Origin of the sequence: Bacillus sp. ISL-34 (assembly GCF_018613325.1) — a bacterium.
Lineage (GTDB): Bacteria > Bacillota > Bacilli > Bacillales > DSM-1321 > Peribacillus.
This window is the reverse complement of record NZ_JAGGQJ010000028.1, coordinates 35498-53126: the sequence shown is the minus strand read 5'-3', so window position 1 is coordinate 53126 and position 17629 is coordinate 35498. Positions and strand designations below refer to the sequence as shown.

General features: G+C 38.9%; 16 protein-coding genes and 1 pseudogene. 1 reads left to right on the top strand and 16 read right to left on the bottom strand.

Going from position 1 to position 17629, the window contains the following annotated elements; all coding sequences use genetic code 11:
• Positions 1 to 53: 53 nt before the first annotated feature.
• The 12 genes and pseudogenes from J7E52_RS19845 to J7E52_RS19790 form a co-directional block, all read right to left on the bottom strand.
• Positions 54 to 809, bottom strand: coding sequence for an exodeoxyribonuclease III (locus J7E52_RS19845; RefSeq protein ID WP_214750171.1), 756 nt, complete (start codon positions 807 to 809; stop codon positions 54 to 56).
• Between the two features lie 75 nt (positions 810 to 884).
• A complete protein-coding gene (gene cls / locus J7E52_RS19840) occupies positions 885 to 2390 on the bottom strand; it encodes a cardiolipin synthase (RefSeq protein ID WP_214750170.1) in 1506 nt (501 codons plus the stop codon).
• Between the two features lie 126 nt (positions 2391 to 2516).
• Positions 2517 to 3953 (bottom strand): glycogen synthase GlgA, encoded by a 1437-nt coding sequence (glgA, locus tag J7E52_RS19835; protein ID WP_214750169.1) that lies wholly within the window; start codon positions 3951 to 3953, stop codon positions 2517 to 2519.
• Between the two features lie 16 nt (positions 3954 to 3969).
• Positions 3970 to 5076, bottom strand: a complete 1107-nt coding sequence (gene glgD / locus J7E52_RS19830) for a glucose-1-phosphate adenylyltransferase subunit GlgD (RefSeq protein WP_214750168.1) — start codon at positions 5074 to 5076, stop codon at positions 3970 to 3972.
• Positions 5077 to 5093: 17 nt separating this feature from the next.
• The gene (locus J7E52_RS19825; RefSeq protein ID WP_286197923.1) at positions 5094 to 6260 is read right to left on the bottom strand and encodes a glucose-1-phosphate adenylyltransferase; all 1167 of its coding nucleotides are present in this window, start codon (positions 6258 to 6260) and stop codon (positions 5094 to 5096) included.
• Positions 6260 to 8200 (bottom strand): 1,4-alpha-glucan branching protein GlgB, encoded by a 1941-nt coding sequence (gene glgB / locus J7E52_RS19820; RefSeq protein WP_214750167.1) that lies wholly within the window; start codon positions 8198 to 8200, stop codon positions 6260 to 6262. Before glgB ends, J7E52_RS19825 begins: the two co-directional genes overlap by 1 nt.
• 246 nt (positions 8201 to 8446) lie before the next feature.
• Positions 8447 to 9460 carry a glycoside hydrolase family 15 protein gene (locus J7E52_RS19815; protein ID WP_214750166.1) on the bottom strand — a complete coding sequence of 338 codons (1014 nt, stop codon included), beginning with the start codon at positions 9458 to 9460 and terminating at the stop codon, positions 8447 to 8449.
• A 329-nt stretch (positions 9461 to 9789) separates the two neighbouring features.
• Positions 9790 to 10116 carry an AzlD domain-containing protein gene (locus J7E52_RS19810; RefSeq protein ID WP_214750165.1) on the bottom strand — a complete coding sequence of 109 codons (327 nt, stop codon included), beginning with the start codon at positions 10114 to 10116 and terminating at the stop codon, positions 9790 to 9792.
• Positions 10107 to 10847 (bottom strand): annotated as a pseudogene (locus tag J7E52_RS19805) (AzlC family ABC transporter permease). Before J7E52_RS19805 ends, J7E52_RS19810 begins: the two are co-directional and overlap by 10 nt.
• Before the next feature lie 30 nt (positions 10848 to 10877).
• Positions 10878 to 11396, bottom strand: coding sequence for a mismatch-specific DNA-glycosylase (locus J7E52_RS19800; RefSeq protein WP_214750164.1), 519 nt, complete (start codon positions 11394 to 11396; stop codon positions 10878 to 10880).
• A 424-nt stretch (positions 11397 to 11820) separates the two neighbouring features.
• Positions 11821 to 12036 (bottom strand): hypothetical protein, encoded by a 216-nt coding sequence (locus tag J7E52_RS19795; protein WP_214750163.1) that lies wholly within the window; start codon positions 12034 to 12036, stop codon positions 11821 to 11823.
• A gap of 13 nt (positions 12037 to 12049) precedes the next feature.
• Positions 12050 to 12238, bottom strand: coding sequence for a DUF2642 domain-containing protein (locus J7E52_RS19790; RefSeq protein ID WP_214750162.1), 189 nt, complete (start codon positions 12236 to 12238; stop codon positions 12050 to 12052).
• 739 nt (positions 12239 to 12977) lie between these two features.
• On the opposite strand from J7E52_RS19790, the gene J7E52_RS19785 reads away from it, so the two are divergent.
• A complete protein-coding gene (locus J7E52_RS19785) occupies positions 12978 to 14123 on the top strand; it encodes a glycosyltransferase (protein ID WP_214750161.1) in 1146 nt (381 codons plus the stop codon).
• 306 nt (positions 14124 to 14429) lie between these two features.
• Here J7E52_RS19785 and J7E52_RS19780 read toward each other — a convergent pair whose 3' ends face one another.
• From J7E52_RS19780 to cobA, 4 genes are all read right to left on the bottom strand, one after another.
• Positions 14430 to 15329 carry a sulfite exporter TauE/SafE family protein gene (locus J7E52_RS19780; RefSeq protein WP_214750160.1) on the bottom strand — a complete coding sequence of 300 codons (900 nt, stop codon included), beginning with the start codon at positions 15327 to 15329 and terminating at the stop codon, positions 14430 to 14432.
• Positions 15330 to 15489: 160 nt separating this feature from the next.
• On the bottom strand, positions 15490 to 16104 hold the full coding sequence (locus J7E52_RS19775; protein WP_214750159.1) for an NAD(P)-binding protein: 615 nt from the start codon (positions 16102 to 16104) through the stop codon (positions 15490 to 15492).
• Positions 16085 to 16846: a sirohydrochlorin chelatase gene (locus tag J7E52_RS19770; RefSeq protein WP_214750158.1), complete on the bottom strand. Its 762-nt coding sequence runs from the start codon at positions 16844 to 16846 to the stop codon at positions 16085 to 16087. Before J7E52_RS19770 ends, J7E52_RS19775 begins: the two co-directional genes overlap by 20 nt.
• The gene (gene cobA / locus J7E52_RS19765) at positions 16846 to 17622 is read right to left on the bottom strand and encodes a uroporphyrinogen-III C-methyltransferase (protein ID WP_214750157.1); all 777 of its coding nucleotides are present in this window, start codon (positions 17620 to 17622) and stop codon (positions 16846 to 16848) included. Before cobA ends, J7E52_RS19770 begins: the two co-directional genes overlap by 1 nt.
• Positions 17623 to 17629 lie beyond the last annotated feature (7 nt).

The window sequence follows — 17629 nt, the reverse complement described above, 5'->3', positions numbered from 1 at the left end:
CCTGTTGAATATGGATAACCATTAGTATCCCCATTTAACCGAATTTATTCCATTTAGAGGTTTGTTTCCAAGACGACCGGGCAATGGTCGCTGCCCATGACATCGCAGTGAATATTAGCCTCTTTTAAATATTCCGCCAGACGTTTTGAAACAATGAAATAATCGATTCTCCACCCGATATTCCGCTCTCTTACTTTAGCCATATATGACCACCAACTATAGGCACCTTCCCGGTCTGGATAAAAATGGCGAAATGTATCGATAAACCCTGCATCAAGTAATTCAGTCATCTTTCCACGCTCTTCATTAGTGAAACCGGAATTCCCGATACTGGTTTTTGGGTTTTTTAAGTCGAGTTCCGAATGCGCGACATTAAGGTCCCCACAAAAGATAACCGGCTTCACCGAGTCCAGTTCTTTAAGATAACTAATCATTCCATCTTCCCATTCGAGACGGTAATCAAGCCTTGATAAATCCCTTTTTGCATTGGGGGTATAAACATTCACCATATAGAAATTCTCGAATTCCAGTGTTATGATCCTGCCTTCCGGCTCCTCGTCCAGCTCCCCTACACCATATTTCACTGAAAGCGGTTTTTCCTTCGTGAAAATGGCTGTACCTGAATACCCTTTTTTCAGTGCATAATTCCAATATTGATGGTACCCTTCCAACTCAAGTGAAATCTGCCCTTCTTGAAGCTTAGTTTCTTGAAGGCAAAAAATATCTGCATCCACATCTTTAAAGTAATCTAAAAATCCTTTTTTAACACAAGCTCTAATTCCATTCACATTCCAGGAAACCAATTTCATATTCTCTTAAATTCTCCTTATGGCCAATTAATTTCTTTGCATTTCAACTATACTATTTATCTGCTATTTTTCCCATTAGAGTACATTCGAAAACAATCTGGCAAATGATTCTTTTGAACGTTCCAGCAAACCACGATTGTTATACCCAATAGGATCTAGTTTGTCACTATCCATCATATCCTCTTTGTAGTGAGTGATGAGATCTTCAATGGAACGGCTGCCCATAAGAAAGACATTCACTTCAAAATTCAGATGAAAACTCCTCATATCCATGTTTGCCGTCCCTATGGAAGCCATATCACCATCTACGATAATAATTTTCTGATGTAGAAAGCCTTTTTTATACGAGTATACCTCTACACCGAATTGAAGCAGCTCCCCGAAATAGGAGCGACTGCCATATTGGGTTAAAAACCCATCATTTACTGCCGGAACCATAAGCCTAACTTGTATCCCCTTAATTGCAGCATGTTTAATTGCTGCTTTAATCGCTTGATTAGGTACGAAGTATGGACTTGCAATCCAGATTGATTCAGTCGCGCTAGTAATAAGAGAATAGTAAAAATCACTCATGATTCCCTGTTGTGTATCAGGTCCGCTTGCCACCACCTGAACAGCTCCATCCCCTTGATCCACTTTACTGTTGAATTCTGGACGCTCTTCTAATACATCTTCCCCACTGACATATTCCCAATCCAAAAGGAAAACAGTATGAAGCATATAAACCGCTTCACCTTTAAGGACCATGTGTGTATCTCTCCAAAATCCAATCGATTTATTTCGTCCTAAGTATTCCTCTCCTACGTTTAAACCTCCAACAAAGCCAACTTCCCCATCAATGATGATTATTTTCCGGTGATTCCTAAAATTAAATTTTTGATTAAAAAAACCATGTTTCAATGGTGAAAATGGATAAGCCTTTATCCCTGCATTTTTCATCCGTTTAACTTCATTATTTGAAAGGCTTAAACTACCGGCAGCATCAAAAATGAATAAAACTTCCACACCATTTTTTGCTTTTTCAATAAGGATATCTATAATTTCAGTACCAAGCCTGTCGGAACGAAAAATATAATATTCAATATGAATGAACTTTTCAGCTTTTTTTAATTGTTTAATGATTTCGGTAAACGTTTCATTACCATTTTTCAATACTTCCGTTTGCGATGAAGTACTAATGGTGGTCTCAGATGCATTTTTGGCAAAATCTGCGAATGATTGCTGATGATTATTCAAGAACGATAAATCTGGCGATGATACATGTGTGACAAGACTCTTCCATTCTTCGCGATCTTTTTTCCTTTTACTACGAAATAAATACCCTTTTAAATAGAGCTGACCTGAAAACAGATAAAATAAATATCCAAATACCGGGAAAAACAAAAGTACATACATCCATAAAAGGGTCTCGTGGGCAAATCTATTTTCCAGCATGAGTGAAAACATGGTAATAAACATGACAAAAATATACAAACCAATAAAAAATAGCTTCACGTCGAAGCTAACATGAGTGAATAGGATCATATAAACTGCAGCAATTAAAATAAATAAAAATACAATTTCCATTCTTCTTCTTTTCATCGTTTCATTCTCCTACACAGCAATATTTTATATATCTAAACATATACCCATATTTGATGGTAAAAGAAACAAAACACTTACGAAAACAATATTCGTAAGTGTTTTTGTGTATAAACTATCCAATTATCACTTCATGACAGGAATCAAACTTTCATATAACTCAATATACTTTAAGGAAGATGATGTCCAACTGAAGTCTAACTCCATCGCACTTTCGGCCATTTTCCTCCATCTTTTCGGCTGGAATTTGTACAGACCAACAGATTGCTCAATTGTATGAAGCATATCGTGTGCATTATAATTCGTAAAGCTGAAGCCATTGCCTTCACCAGTAAATTGATTATACGGGATGACCGTATCACGAAGTCCGCCGGTTTCCCTCACCAATGGCAAGGTACCATAACGGAGTGCCAAGAGCTGGCCGATACCACATGGTTCGAATTGGGATGGCATCAGGAATAAATCAGAACCTGCGTATATCCGTCTTGCTAAACCCTCATCAAAATATGTATTGACTGATACCTGATTTGGATATTGGTCAGCTAAATGGCGAAATGCCGATTCATATTGCTCATCACCCGTACCTAATAGGATGAATTGAACTCCTTGGCTCATTATTTCATGAAAAACATGGAGAATAAGATCTATTCCTTTTTGATCAACAAGCCTGGTTACCATGGATAGTACCGGGACCCCATCATTGACAGGAAGATCCAGCGATTCCTGCAGCTGACGTTTATTCTCCATCTTACCCTCATAGGAATCGAATGGAACTGCAAGATGTCCATCTGCCGCAGGATTATATTCCTCATAGTCGATTCCGTTGATAATCCCTTTAAGGTCACCATTTCTTTTGCGTAAAAACCCATCCAGATTTTCCCCAAAATAAGGGCTCTGAATTTCTTCCGCATAACTTGGGCTTACAGTTGTGACTATGTTAGAGAAAGCTAGGCCGGCTTTCAAATAACTGACATTCCCATGGAATTCAAGACCATCGATATTAAAATATAACTCACTCAAATCGAGTAATTCCGCTAAAACAGCTTTAGGATAAACTCCTTGATAGCGTAAATTATGTATGGTAAATATCGTTTTAATATCCTGATAGAATGGATGGTTATGATAATGTGCTTTCAGCAAAACGCTGACAAGGCCCGTTTGCCAATCATGACAGTGTAGGACATCCGGCTTTTCTTCTAAATAGGGTAAAGCCTCTAAAATTGCACGGGAAAAGAAGGCGAACCTTTCGCCATCATCAAAGAATCCATAACTACCATGTCTTTTGAAATAATATTCATTATCCAGGAAATAATATGTAATTCCATTAGCAACAAGTTTTTCGATGCCACAAAATTGCTGGCGCCAACCAACAGGAACCTCAATACTCGTCATATGTTTCATTTCCTGTTTGAATTGGTTAGGTAGATCCCCGTATTTAGGAAGGATGACACTTACATGGACTCCCTGTTTTTTCAGCGCTTTCGGGAGCGCGCCTATAACGTCTCCGAGCCCTCCCGTTTTTATAAAAGGGGCGCATTCTGAAGCAGCAAATACAACATTCATTGCCGCACCTCCTCTATTAAATTACTTCCGCTTTTTTTATTACAGTAGGCTGTTTTAAACCAATGACTGATTTTTCACTAGTAATTCTCACTTCTTTATCAGTTATGGTATTTTCAACGATAGCTCCTTCTTCAATCACGCCTTTTTGCATAATGATGCTATTTCTTATAATCGCTCCCTTTTTCACCTTTACCCCACGGAAGAGTATACTGTTTTCCACAGTCCCTTCAATATCACAACCGTTGGCTATCAATGAATTGGTAACCTTCGAAGAACTTGAATATTTGGTCGGTGCCTCATGTTTGATTTTAGTATAAACATCCCAAGTATCCCCGAAGAAAGAACGGATTACCGAAGGGTTCAGGAAATTCATGTTGCTGGAATGAAAGCTTTCAATGGAATGGATGAAAGGCATTTCTCCAGTAAAATTGTAGCCTTTGACGGTAAAACGATGAAGATTGGCTTTCACAGCGTCTTTCAAAAAGTCATATTCCCCGCTGGCAACACAGCTTTTGATCAAGTTCACCAATAGCGTTTTACTTATGATGAAGGTTTCTAGACAAACATGATCACCAGGTCTAGGGATGGTATAAAAGCTAATGTCAGTAATGTCTTCATCCGAATCTACCGAGCAGGTGTGATAGATTGGTTTCTCAATCAATTCCCCTACATAATCCTTATATACGACCGTGATATCCGCTTTATGTTTTTTGTGATAATCAAGCACTTCATTAAAATCCAATTTGCATACATGGCTTCCTGGGGAAATGATGACAGTATCTGCCTGTGCACGTTCGAAAAAGCTGAGATGATCATAAAATTGCTTCATATCGCCCGTTACCGTTTCATCCGGATGGATAGGGGGCAAGATGTATAAGCCTCCTGAACGCCGATCCAAGTTCCATTCTTTACCTGAGCCAAGATGATCCATAACTGAAAGATACTTTTCTTTTGGAAAAACGGCTACTTTTGATACATCTGCATTAATGAGATTCGACATCGTAAAGTCAATCAAACGGTAGCGCCCGCCAAATGGTACGGATGCCACATTACGGTGAGCAGTCAGATCTTTTAAATGTTGTCTTTCATTGATTAAGTTAATAATACCCAACACATTTTCCATAGCATCTTCCCCTTTTTCTAGTTAAGAGTGATCTTTTTTTTGTTTGGATTGATAATGGTCTGATTTTCACCAATTAAGGTAATATCGGATGTAACCGCTGAATTTCCAACTACGGCACCATCTTTTATAACACAATTGCTGGCTATGATGCTTCTTTCTATATGAACGTTTTCACCAATCGTAACATTAGGCATGATGACTGAATCTTTTATGGTTGACCCATAGCCCACCTGAACATTATAGGATAAAACCGAATGTTCAATGTTCCCATGAATCATGCACCCTTCATTGACAAGCGACTGACTGACCACTGCATCCGGTGATATATATTGCGGCGGGTGATTTGCATTGCGGGCAAAAATTTTCCATTGCTGATCATCCAACTGGAAATTTGGCGTATCCTCCAATAAGTCCATATGGGCCTGCCAAAGGCTTTCCACCGTTCCAACATCTTTCCAATAACCATTAAAACGATAGGCATATAGCTTTTTTCGGTCTTCAAGCATCTTTGGAATGATGTTGCTGCCGAAATCATTGGAAGAATTTTCATCTTTTTCATCATTTATTAAATACCGTCTTAGGGTTTTCCAATTGAAAAGGTAAACTCCCATGGAAGCGAGATTACTCTTTGGATACTTTGGTTTTTCATCGAATTGAGTGACTTTATCATCATCATTGGTATTCATGATTCCGAAACGACTTGCTTCCTGCCACGGCACTTGAATGACAGCTATGGTTGCCTCTGCATTTTTTTCGATGTGATAATCCAGCATCTTACTGTAATCCATCTTATAAATATGGTCACCAGAGAGAATCAGTACATGTTCCGGATCATAGTTATCAATGTATTGGATATTTTGATAAACAGCGTTCGCCGTCCCTTTATACCATTCACCGCCCTCTTTCCCTTGATAAGGGGGAAGAACGGAAACTCCGCCAACATCCAGATCAAGGTCCCAAGCTTTGCCATTACCAACATAATCATTTAGAATCAATGGCTGGTATTGGGTCAGTACCCCAACCGTATCAATACCAGAGTGAGTGCAGTTACTTAATGGAAAATCGATGATTCTATATTTACCGCCAAAGGGAACAGCTGGTTTTGCCAAACCGATTGTCAATTCACCTAACCTTGAACCCTGGCCTCCTGCCAACAACATTGCTATCCATTTTTTTGCTCCCATTATTCGTTCACTCTCCCCCGTCTTTTTTTTGTTTGCTTCATAAAAATAGAAATGCCTAATGGAGGTACAGTTATTTCCATGCTGAATGGTTGATTATGGTATGGTTCCTTTTTGACATTAATGGGTTCTTCATTGATCTGACCCGATCCTCCGAAAGCTGCTGAATCACTGCTGAAAACCTCTATATATTTGCCTTGGGATGGTACGCCTATTTGATATCGAGCATGAGCCTGTGCAGAAAAATTACAGACAACAATGCAATAGTCGCCTTTGCGTTTACCTTTTCTCATAAAGGTAATGATACTTTGTTCACTATTGTTCGGATCTATCCATTCAAAACCCTCCTGGACATGATCCAGTCTCCAAAGGGAGGATGTTTGCCTATAAAAATCCTGAAGGGTACGGAAATAATAGGCCAGCTTTTCGTGGGATTCATATTCCAAAAGCAGCCAATCCAATTGTTCCTCATCTTTCCATTCTATGAACTGGCCAAATTCACCACCCATAAATAGAAGCTTCTTTCCGGGATGCGTCATGAAATACCCAAAGAGTAACCGTAAATTTGCGAATTTCTGCCAATAGTCACCTGGCATCTTATTCAATAAAGACTTCTTGCCATGAACCACTTCATCATGTGAAAAGGGCAAGACGAAATTTTCTGAAAAAGCATAGAAAAATGAAAATGTTAAGAGGCTATGATGATATGGCCTTTCATGCGTTTCAAGTTTCATATAACGAAGGATATCGTTAGTCCATCCCATATTCCATTTGTAATTAAAGCCCAGGCCGCCTATATCGGTAGGAGAAGTTATAAGTGGCCGGTCTGTTGCTTCTTCAGCCATCATTAATGCATTGGGATATTTCTTGAAAACCACTTCGTTAAGTTTTTGCAAAAATTGTATGGCTTCCAGGTTTTCCTCACCGCCAAACTGATTTTTCAGCTTGACCGGCAATGGATTATCATGATTTAAGTAAACCATTGACGATACCGCATCGACACGGACCCCATCAATATGGTATACATCCATCCAAAACATTACATTTGATATAAGGAAACTGATTACTTCCGGTTTGGTAAAATCAAAGTTGTATGTCCCCCATAACGGGCGATCTGCTCTAGTATGATCAATTGGTTCATAGAGAGGCGTACCATCGAAACGGGAAAGTCCATGGGAGTCTTTACAAAAATGGGCGGGAACCCAGTCAAGGATTACACCTATGCCCTTTTGGTGGCAAAGGTTAATTAAATATTTAAAATCTTCCGGTGAGCCGTAACGACTGGTTACAGAATAATAGCCCGTGACCTGGTACCCCCACGATTTATCAAATGGGTGTTCCATTATGGCCATGATTTCAATATGTGTAAAACTATTATCAATCACATAATCAACTAATCTATCAGCCAATTCACGGTACGAATAAAATTCGCCATCTTCTTTCTGTTTCCATGTTCCTGGGTGCACTTCATAAATGGTCATGGGTTTATGATAAATATTTTCCTTTTTCCTATCGGCTATCCACTTCGAATCTTGCCATTCAAAATTATCCAGCCTTTTAATGACCGAGGCTGTATTTGGTCTGACTTCCGAATAAAAGGCATATGGATCGGCTTTTAGGATTCGTTTATTTCCAGGTGTATGTATTTCGTATTTATAGAGTTCCCCTTCTTGTAGTCCTGGTACGAACAACACCCAGATACCTGAACGCTCGATCCGTTTCATCGCATGATCTTTTCCGTCCCAATTATTAAAATTACCGACTACTGCAACTTGCTTGGCATGGGGGGCCCAAACGGCGAAGCGTACTCCTTCTTTACCTAATGATGTTACAATGTGTGCCCCAAGCATTTTATAGCTTTCATAAAGGGTGCCTTCATGAAACAAATACAAATCGAAATCGCTTGGATAATTCTCTTGCAGCTGGTCTATAATAGTACTCAATAAAACCCCTCCATCAGTATTAACTCGATAGTATTTTACCCATCCTTCCCCAGTTATTATATATATTCGGTGAAAATGATATTAATCCTTCAAATGGAGGTGAAGTTATTGTAATAAATGCCCGTTTTTTTGTAAATTAAAACATTTTTTTGAGGGAAATAGCCATTTATTGTAAAAATATTATTATACCAATAAAAGCTCCCCCCAATTTTTAGGAAGAGCTTTAAGGTATCATGTATGAATGCTTCATGTTATTTGTTCAGTTCGAATCATGGAAGTCTTCGTCAAGAATAAATAGGATAATGAAACTGACCATGCCAAAGGAGTATTCTTGTTTGGAATATTACTGCCTCCTATATATAATTCAGGTACCTCCCAATTTTCGGGTATGATCATTTTCGTTTTACCTATATATTCCTTAACTTTGTTCATCATGCCAAGTTCAAGGTAGCATAAGCCTAACCACGGAAGCCCGAAACACCATTCCGCTTCTTGACCGTCATTATAATAAAGGTCTTTTTCATATCTTATACAACCCTTTGTTCTTTCTAGGCGCTCTGTGACATTCTTCAATATTTTAAGTGCTATTTCACGGTCTACAAGTCGGTAAGGATAAATTAAGGATAAAAGGGCTAAATCCGTCTCTTTTGAATAACTTTCCCTTGGAAGCAGGAAACGAAGAGTTTCTTCTCCCTTTTTAATCAGTTCTTCCTTGACGTTGACCAGCATTTTGACTGAATTCAAACCGGCAACACATGCACCTATGCTTGAAGCATGGATTTCAATATTCTCTTCCCACATCCCGTTATCTTCCGATTGCCAATATTGCAGGCATTCCAAGTAATTGACCAACTTTTGAACGATTTGTAAATCACGTTGATTTCTTATTACTTTTTTTCCATGCTTATATCCTTCACCGACCCCCCATAAAAAGGCACCTATCGCATCATTTTGGGCATGCCCCCACTCATCGGGCAGTTCTTTAAGCTCTGTGGAATACCGTGCATGGATATGTTCAAATAAAAACTGGGGTTTCTGCTCCGTATGAATATCTATTTTCCACTCATAGGATTGAAATAAGTCGAATAAAGCATGATATGCTTTCTCGTAACGATTTGACGGATCATTTATAAAAGGTATTACTGTATAAACGACATCCCTTATCCAGACATAATTATAATCATCGGAAACGCTTGCAGTATATGCGCCATTAGGAAGCCGCATGCGATCAAGAACCTCTAGTGCACCATTTACATTCATTAATTGAACACCTCCATAGTTATTTGCTTATTCCCATTGTTGACAGTCTCCCATTTTCTAAACGTTGGTTGTATCATTTTCAATTAGAAGCGCTTTCAATTCAGCTATCCAAAACGACTGTTAAGAAGTTCATTCACCCTAGTTTATGTAATCACTGCCCTTTTTGATAATCAAGCTTCATATGTTCATTAAAAAAGCGTCATTTGCCTAACCGTAATGAACAAACCCATAAGTTGCGGTAATGAAATATGTTCTTTGGAAAATAAAAACCCAGTAATGGCAATCCATTACTGGTTATATCGGCCTATCATATAAATATTTAGTACTTTTTAAAAGAAAAATCGTAATATCATCAAAGAAAGCACGCCAATCATAACCGTACCCAATAGACTTCTCGTAAAAATGGCAACCAGGAAAGCTGGTAAAGCTGCGGCCAAATTCAAAGCATTATCCTTAATTGAAAAGACCTGTTCCGATAATAGAAGCTCTTGAGCCAACAACGCCGCCATTACGGCCACCGGCACATGCTTTAGCCAATCGATGCCCCACTTTGGAATCTGCATTTTACTAAGCAGCATCAAAGGAACGACCCTTGGTATGAACGTCACAATTGAAGCCCCTAGGATGACAGCAAGGATATATCCGCTTATTTCCATCTGCCAATCACCATCCCTATCGTTGAAGCTATAACCGTTGCAACTATGACGCCAGTACTGCCAGGAAAGAAGAAACTTGCTGCAACAACGATTAATATGCTGCTAAATGCGACTGCAAGATCTATAAAAAAGTCTTTTTTACTCAATATTTGCAAAACTAAAAGGCCGATAAACATGGCTGGCAGGGCGAAATCCATCCCATATTTTTCGGGATCTGGAATCCATTGGCCAAAGAAACCGCCGGCCATATTTGCTAGTAACCAATTTAAATAGGCTGCAAGATTCAGACCAAGCATCCATTTAAAATCAAGCTGTTTCCTCTTCTGTGCCGTTGTGACGGCCACTCCAAACGTTTCATCCGTTAATAAGGCTCCTGTTATCAGGTTTTGTTTCAAACTTTGCTGCCTGAAATATGGAGCCAATGCAGCACTAAGCAATAGATGACGAATGTTAACAAAAAAAATCGTAAAAATTATGGCCGATACTGGATGACTTGCAGCTATCATCCCCGCAGCTATGAATTATCCAGATCCCGCATAGAGTAAAAGCGACATTAGTGCCACTTCAAGCATGCTTAATCCTGATGTTTTTTCGACGACCCCTGCAGCAAAACCGATACTTAGGTATCCCAATAAAGTAGGTATACAATCCTTTACTCCTTGCCAAAAGCCTTCCCCAACAATCACCTCGGAAAAGCCATCACTATTCCATTCAGCACTATCCTGACTCATATAATTCCACCCTTATTTTAATAAGTTCCTTCAATTGTTTTTCAGCTTGTCAAGCAGAATTGGCAACTCTATATATATTTCGATGATCTCATCTATCGGCATTCTAACTAAGCCGCTGGAAGAAGGGGCAACGAATTCCATGTTCTTATTCGATGAAGGTTCTTCTTGCAGCCCCCAAGAGATTTTTCGTAACTGACGGTATTCCTGATAAACACCCTTGCCTACAAAACAGACAAGTCTAGGTTTATACTTTTCAATTTTCCTTTTTAATTGCTTCCTTCCTATTATGTACTCTTCTTTAGTGATATCGTCCGCACCTTTTGTAGGCCTGGAAACGATATTGGTAAAACCATAACCTAAATCCAGTAATGACGAGTCTTCAGTTGGATCATATTTCCTTGGTGTCAACCCGGACTCGAAGAGGATTTTCCAAAACCGGTTGTTTGGATTCGCATAATGATGGCCAGTCTCGCCTGAACGAATGCTTGGATTGAAACCTACGAACAAAATATCCAAATTTTCCTTTAAATGATCAGAGATGCCTTCCATTTAAAAACTCCTTTTCAAATTTGCCATTTAATCATTGTACAAAACTGAAAAATATTTAACTACCTTTTCCGCCATTTTCATAATTTATATCCAAAACTTAATCAGGAATACTTTAGAATGAGGGATGTTTGCTTCATAGACCTATAACTCCGCTTTTAATTTACAAATAAGATAACTGCCTTTAAACAAGAAAAAACCAAATTCATGTCTCTGTCTTGACATGAATTTGGTTTAGAAGCATCAAAAAATAAAAGGTGACCCCAACTCAATTTTAACACGGTTTCCCTCTTTTATTTGTTCTAATGAATGGAATAACTGATTATAGGATATACCCTTACTTAATAAACGGGAATGGACGGGATACGTTGCATTTAACACGTTCAAAAGAAACAGCCACCTTATAGATGGTGCTTCTTCATATAACTTATTGTACGTTATCAACGCGAACATAATTAATTTGATTTAGTGGAATGGTTATGATATCTAGATCGGCTTCATAACCCGGAGACGTTTCTGTTAATCGAAGTATACTATTGGTTACATCAATTACCACTCCCTCGAATAAATCACTGCTCGTAGCCACTTCGACCGTATCCCCAATGTAATGTCTTAATTGTAAACGAAAAAAACTAGCTAACAATGCATTCTCCTCCTTATATAGGCTCTCTAACAGAATTGATGGCAAAGCCCGGAACAAATACTACAGTTCCAGCGGCTTCATTAATTACGATATAATCAAATTGAACAGAACTTAATATTCCCGTTACCGGGGCAAAATCAGTGGAAACCGTTACCGTTCTTCCTAGTAACTTAATTAAAACCCTTCTCAAATCAGTGCTCATTTTTTTACCACCTTTTTTATTGTCTATTTTTATTTCCTTCGTCATGGATATCTTCTTATTTCCTTCATCCCCATGCTCACATTTCTTTTCCTTCTCCTTTTAGCAACGGTCCCCCTTCCTTATCTTTAATGCAGCACTGAACTCGTTGTAGATCGAAAATGTGAATCCTTTTTGGTTCCAACCGAAAAGGAATCTCCGATATGAATTTTTGCTAATATTTTGCCTGAATTCAATCTCCTTGAATTCCTTGATCACCAGAATCATTTGATTCCTTTGTGGAGCTTGACCATTTGCTGCTGCTTTCTATATCGCTTCAAAAATAGTATATTGATGACTGATGTTTACGGCTTGGACTAAACAACCTTTTTTTAAATTACTTGACTTTTTTTTCAAGGTTTTACGAAATCATGTCCATTTCTCTATAGGATGAATATGATACGGTTGAGGTGATAACAATGACAAACAGACAAATAAAGGATTACATAGGCAGTGTAATCCCTTCATGCTACAAAACGTCTGCAATAAAAACAGAATCTCTGAATCAAGCAAATTCCCAAATTTTCAAATGTTCACTTCCTATTAATAAAGGTTTTTCAGAAGCGGACGATGCTAATTGTTGTACCTTACTAAATCAGCCAGGTTCCCACATTAAATTGTTACTTTCACCATTGAATTCAAATGAAATTAAGCTTCATTCAGTTCCTGGATCTGATGAATTTTCCCAAAGAGGTAAGGCATCATGAAACCCATAAGAGTTTTGATGGTGTTAGATACGATGGATGTAAGCGGAACGGAAACGCATGTATTGAGTCTTGTGAAGGAATTACAATCTAGAGGAATATATACAGCAGTTGTTACAGGAAAAGGCAGCATGATTAGCCGGTTACGAGAAACAGGATGTAAAGTTCACCAAATGAATTTCCCTAAAACATTAACGATCAACTCGGAGGCGGAATCTCCATTATTGAAGAGCTTGATAGATTTGTTACGAAAAGAACAGATTACACTAGTGCACGGGCACCAGATTATATCCGGCAACATCTCTGCAAGGGCAGCTAAGCTCTCAAACATTCCGTTCGTCTTCACTCTGCACGGGACATACTTCCAGAAATCGGATATAAAAAGTGTGTTACAGTTTACAGATGCTGCGGTTGCAGTTAGTGAACCGGTAAAAAAACATATACAGCCATTATTCCCAAAGAATATTTCAGTAATTGCTAATGGGATTGATACAACCGATTTTTCCCCTTCCCCTTCATTTGAATTAAGAAGAAAAATGAATATTCCCCTGAATGCAAAAGTAATTCTTTACTGCAGCAGGATAACCCGGCATAAAGCAAAAATCTGCATGCTTTTAATAAAAGCTTGCAGGGATTTAAAATTAAAGGATATCCCCAACCTTCATGTAATCATCGTCGGTAGCGGCAGCCAGCTCAAGGACATTAAGAATGTGGCTGCGAGTATCCAATCTTTATATAAAGAAGAGTTCATTCATTTCACTGGGGAACAAAAGAATGTGAAAGACTTTTATGCACTTGCAGACTATGTAGTAGGTACGGGTAGGGTTGCTTTGGAAGCAATGGCATGCGAAAGACCCGTTATTTCTTGTGGAAATCTCGGATATTTTGGGGCGGTGAATAAGAAAAACTTTCAACAAGCCTGGGAATGCTACTTTGGGGATCACGCTGCAAAACAGACTTGCAGCCAAGCCATTCTTTATCAGGACTTACGCAACCTCCATCAATCAAACGCCGGTGTTCAAACAGGCAGGGATTTAAGGAAATTGGTATTGGAACAATTCGATAGTAAAAAAAATATATTACCGCTTATTGAATTATATGAAGATACAATTCAATCATTTGAACAGCAGCAGGACATAAATTAATGGTTCTGCTGCTATTTTAATCTCTCACTATAGCCGACTATAGTATAAGGGTACTATTGATTCTTTATTAGGAGAATAAACTACATAGATATTGGAGACATAGATCTCTCGATTATTAACAGCCAATAGATGGATCTAGGAAATAAATGAATCTATTAAATAGAGTCTTGAACATTATTAAAATTTAAAGGCGGATTCCCATTTGGCAAATGACATTACTCGTAGGTATTTATGTACCTACGAGTTTTTATGTTACGTATCGTAATATGCTTTTGAGTAAATTCGCTTCTTTTTTTAACTCGGGTTTCAGGAAACATTCTGCCGTTGTTCGATATGATCATGTTTTCGCGCATTGGACATTTTATTGATAGTAAGGAGAATTCCAGAAAGCCATATAATTACGATGCCTGTATAGATATATATATGGGCTTCAATCGGAATCCATGTAGCTAATAATGTTCGTACATTGATCAAGATAATGAAACCACCAACTAAGACACCCATTAATTGAGCAGGAAGCATCCTGACTAACCAGGCTGCAATTGGTGCAGCAACCACCCCACCAATTATCAACGCTACGACCCAAAGCCAATTGACAGCTTCCCATCCAAGCGAAATGATAAAACCAAGACTTCCGAAGAAAGCAATGGCAAATTCACTCGTATCTACAGTCCCTACGGCTTTCCTTGCCGTCATTCCTTTTTTTGACAATAAAACGGGAGTTGCAATCGGTCCCCAACCGCCTCCGCCTGTTGCATCACAAAAGCCTGCAAAAAGGCCTAACGGAATGGATTGTTTAGCGGTCAATGGCCTTACGGTTTCATTTTCCTTTGACGGTTTAAAAATAAATAAAAAGCGGAATAAAACGTATACACCAAGGCCAAACAAAAATATGGCAATATACGGTTTAGCTAATTCGGCTGGCAGGTTGCTCAGGAAACATGCACCTACAAATGCACCAACAGAACCTGGAATGATCAAGCGATAGACCATATTTTTATCCACGTTTCCAAACTTTATATGTGAAGCTCCGGAAACTGCTGTGGTCACTACTTCCGATAAATGAACGGATGCTGATGCTACTGCAGGGGCAATCCCGAATGTCAACAATAAGGAAGTGGAACTCACTCCATACCCCATTCCAAGCGAACCATCGATTAATTGGGCTAAAAACCCGATAAAGGCTAAAACGATTAACTTTTTCATGACATCCCCCTTTTTCAACTAAAATAGAACCTAGATAACATCGACCACCGTTTGCCTGTATAGATCATTTTGTTCTATAAGACACAAAGAGGCACCTAACCAAAATGAAATGACATGTTGGTTAGGTGCCTTCAGTTTTTCTGATCAGCCCATGATTTTTTTATTCAGCTTCTACTGGCATAAGCCTAGCTAAGAAACGATATCTTTCTTTTAGGGAATATTTATAAATATCCTCTATTGAATCTTTCAATAACTTAGATTTTTCCTCTTTTGAAAAGGAACCGCTTTTAATGATCATCCTTGCTTCAAAAAGGAATTCAAGATAATCTTCATATGATTCATCATATACTTTACCTAGGTCATTCCGAATTTTTTTTGCGAGCGTTGGACTTGCTCCATTCGTAGAAACACTTATGGAAAGCATGCCTCTTTTCAATGTGGCCGGTATATGAAAGTTACCCAGCTCATGATTGCTGATTACGTTCACCAACTGACTTTGGGATGCATTCTCGTACACCCGTTCATTAACTTCAGAAGAATTTGTTGCAACAATGATTAAAAATGCATCTTTATAGTCAGTTTCTTCCACTTCTTTAAGTAAAACTTGAATCTTGCCTTCTTTCTCCAGCTGTTGAAATCCCGTGCATATCTCGGGGCTTACGACGGTCACATCAGCACCAGCTTCCAATAAGGGGCCCGCTTTAAAGTAACCTATTTTACCACCGCCGATGATGACACACTTCCTGTTCTCAATATTAAGCGTAATTGGATACATAGGCTCCCTCCCCACTCACTTCATCAATTCGTTCCGATATTGCTTGTTCAATCTTTGGATGATAACCTAGATATCGGCAAAGTATGATTTTTTGCTTCCCCTTTTTTTGGATCTTTTTTATACTATTTTCGATGGACTGCATTAAGAGACCGGTAAACAACAGGTAAGGAATGATAAATACTTGGTTTGATCGAGATTCCTCTGCAAATTCCAATGCTTCTCCAAAGCTTGGTGTGGCAGCTGTCAAATAACACTCTTGTACACGGATTTTTGGAAACCTGTTCATTAGCAAATTGGCCAATCGAGACAAATCCCTTTTAACGTCAGGATCACTGCTGCCCCTTCCAACCAATAAAACCAAGGAATCCTCCGTAACCCTTACATTTGTTTCCTCCAACCGTTCCACTAAAATGTCAACCATTTTATCACTGACACCAATCGGTCTTCCGTATTTCAAATCAACGGCAGGGTACCGTTCTTTCATTTTGTTCAATATGACCGGAATATCATGTTTTGCATGTACAGCCGTTAGCAATAGAACTGGAATGGCGATGATTCTCGTCGCTCCTTTTTGCACGCATCGTTCGTAGGCCTCTTCTATCGTAGGAGTTTCCAATTCTAAGAAGCAATGCTCCTGAATGGAATTTGGCTGTGTTTGCATACAAACTTTAATAAAATCAATGGCTTGGGCTGAAGCTTCTTTAACGCGGCTGCCATGGCAAATATATAAGATGGCTTCCATTAAAAGGCCTCATTCGCCAACAAATTTTCGGTTTGTTGCCCTTCAAACCATTTGATTTTTTCCCGTAAATTTACGACATCGCCCACGACTATCATGCAAGGATTCGAAATCTGTTCGTTATTGGCGGTTTCCACTACATTAGCCAACGTACTGACAGCTGTTCTTTGCGTTTTTAATGTCCCCCAATGAATAAGGGCTACCGGAGTCTCTGGATTTTTTCCATGTTCCAAAAGTTTTCCTTGAATATATGGCAGGTTTTTAACACCCATGTAAATGGCTAATGTATCGATTCCTTTTGCAAGGGATTCCCACTTGATATTATCCTCTTCATCCTTTTTCCTATGGCCGGTAACAATTGCAAAAGATGAAGCGTGGTCCCTATGTGTAACTGGAATTCCCGCATAAGCTGTAGCGGCGATTCCAGCCGTAATGCCCGGTACGATTTCAAAGCTCACGCCGCTTTTGGCGAGGGCTTCCGCTTCCTCCCCGCCTCTCCCAAAGACGAATGGATCGCCGCCTTTCAAACGGGTGACTATTTTTCCCTTTTTTGCATATTTGACCAGGAACCGATTGATGGTATCCTGCTGCAACAAATGATAATCCGGCAGTTTACCGCAATTAATCAGCTCGACGCCTTCTTTTGCATGATTCAAAAGTTCTTTATTGACAAGTCGATCATATAAAATGACATCAGCTTCTTGAATGCATTTTAATCCTTTTAATGTAATTAAATCTGGATCTCCGGGACCGGCTCCTACTAGATATACTTTCCCCATTTTTGCA

Coding starts and splice junctions, on each gene's coding strand:
- J7E52_RS19790 (WP_214750162.1), bottom strand. CDS start 12,238: ATGAGCACTGATTTGAGAAGGGTTTTAATTAAGTTACTAGGAAGAACG.
- glgD (WP_214750168.1), bottom strand. CDS start 5,076: ATGGAAAATGTGTTGGGTATTATTAACTTAATCAATGAAAGACAACAT.
- J7E52_RS19780 (WP_214750160.1), bottom strand. CDS start 15,329: ATGAAAAAGTTAATCGTTTTAGCCTTTATCGGGTTTTTAGCCCAATTA.
- J7E52_RS19845 (WP_214750171.1), bottom strand. CDS start 809: ATGAAATTGGTTTCCTGGAATGTGAATGGAATTAGAGCTTGTGTTAAA.
- cobA (WP_214750157.1), bottom strand. CDS start 17,622: ATGGGGAAAGTATATCTAGTAGGAGCCGGTCCCGGAGATCCAGATTTA.
- J7E52_RS19825 (WP_286197923.1), bottom strand. CDS start 6,260: ATGGGAGCAAAAAAATGGATAGCAATGTTGTTGGCAGGAGGCCAGGGT.
- glgA (WP_214750169.1), bottom strand. CDS start 3,953: ATGAATGTTGTATTTGCTGCTTCAGAATGCGCCCCTTTTATAAAAACG.
- cls (WP_214750170.1), bottom strand. CDS start 2,390: ATGAAAAGAAGAAGAATGGAAATTGTATTTTTATTTATTTTAATTGCT.
- J7E52_RS19815 (WP_214750166.1), bottom strand. CDS start 9,460: ATGAATGTAAATGGTGCACTAGAGGTTCTTGATCGCATGCGGCTTCCT.
- J7E52_RS19775 (WP_214750159.1), bottom strand. CDS start 16,104: ATGTATCCAATTACGCTTAATATTGAGAACAGGAAGTGTGTCATCATC.
- J7E52_RS19770 (WP_214750158.1), bottom strand. CDS start 16,846: ATGGAAGCCATCTTATATATTTGCCATGGCAGCCGCGTTAAAGAAGCT.
- J7E52_RS19785 (WP_214750161.1), top strand. CDS start 12,978: ATGAAACCCATAAGAGTTTTGATGGTGTTAGATACGATGGATGTAAGC.
- J7E52_RS19800 (WP_214750164.1), bottom strand. CDS start 11,396: ATGGAAGGCATCTCTGATCATTTAAAGGAAAATTTGGATATTTTGTTC.
- J7E52_RS19810 (WP_214750165.1), bottom strand. CDS start 10,116: ATGGAAATAAGCGGATATATCCTTGCTGTCATCCTAGGGGCTTCAATT.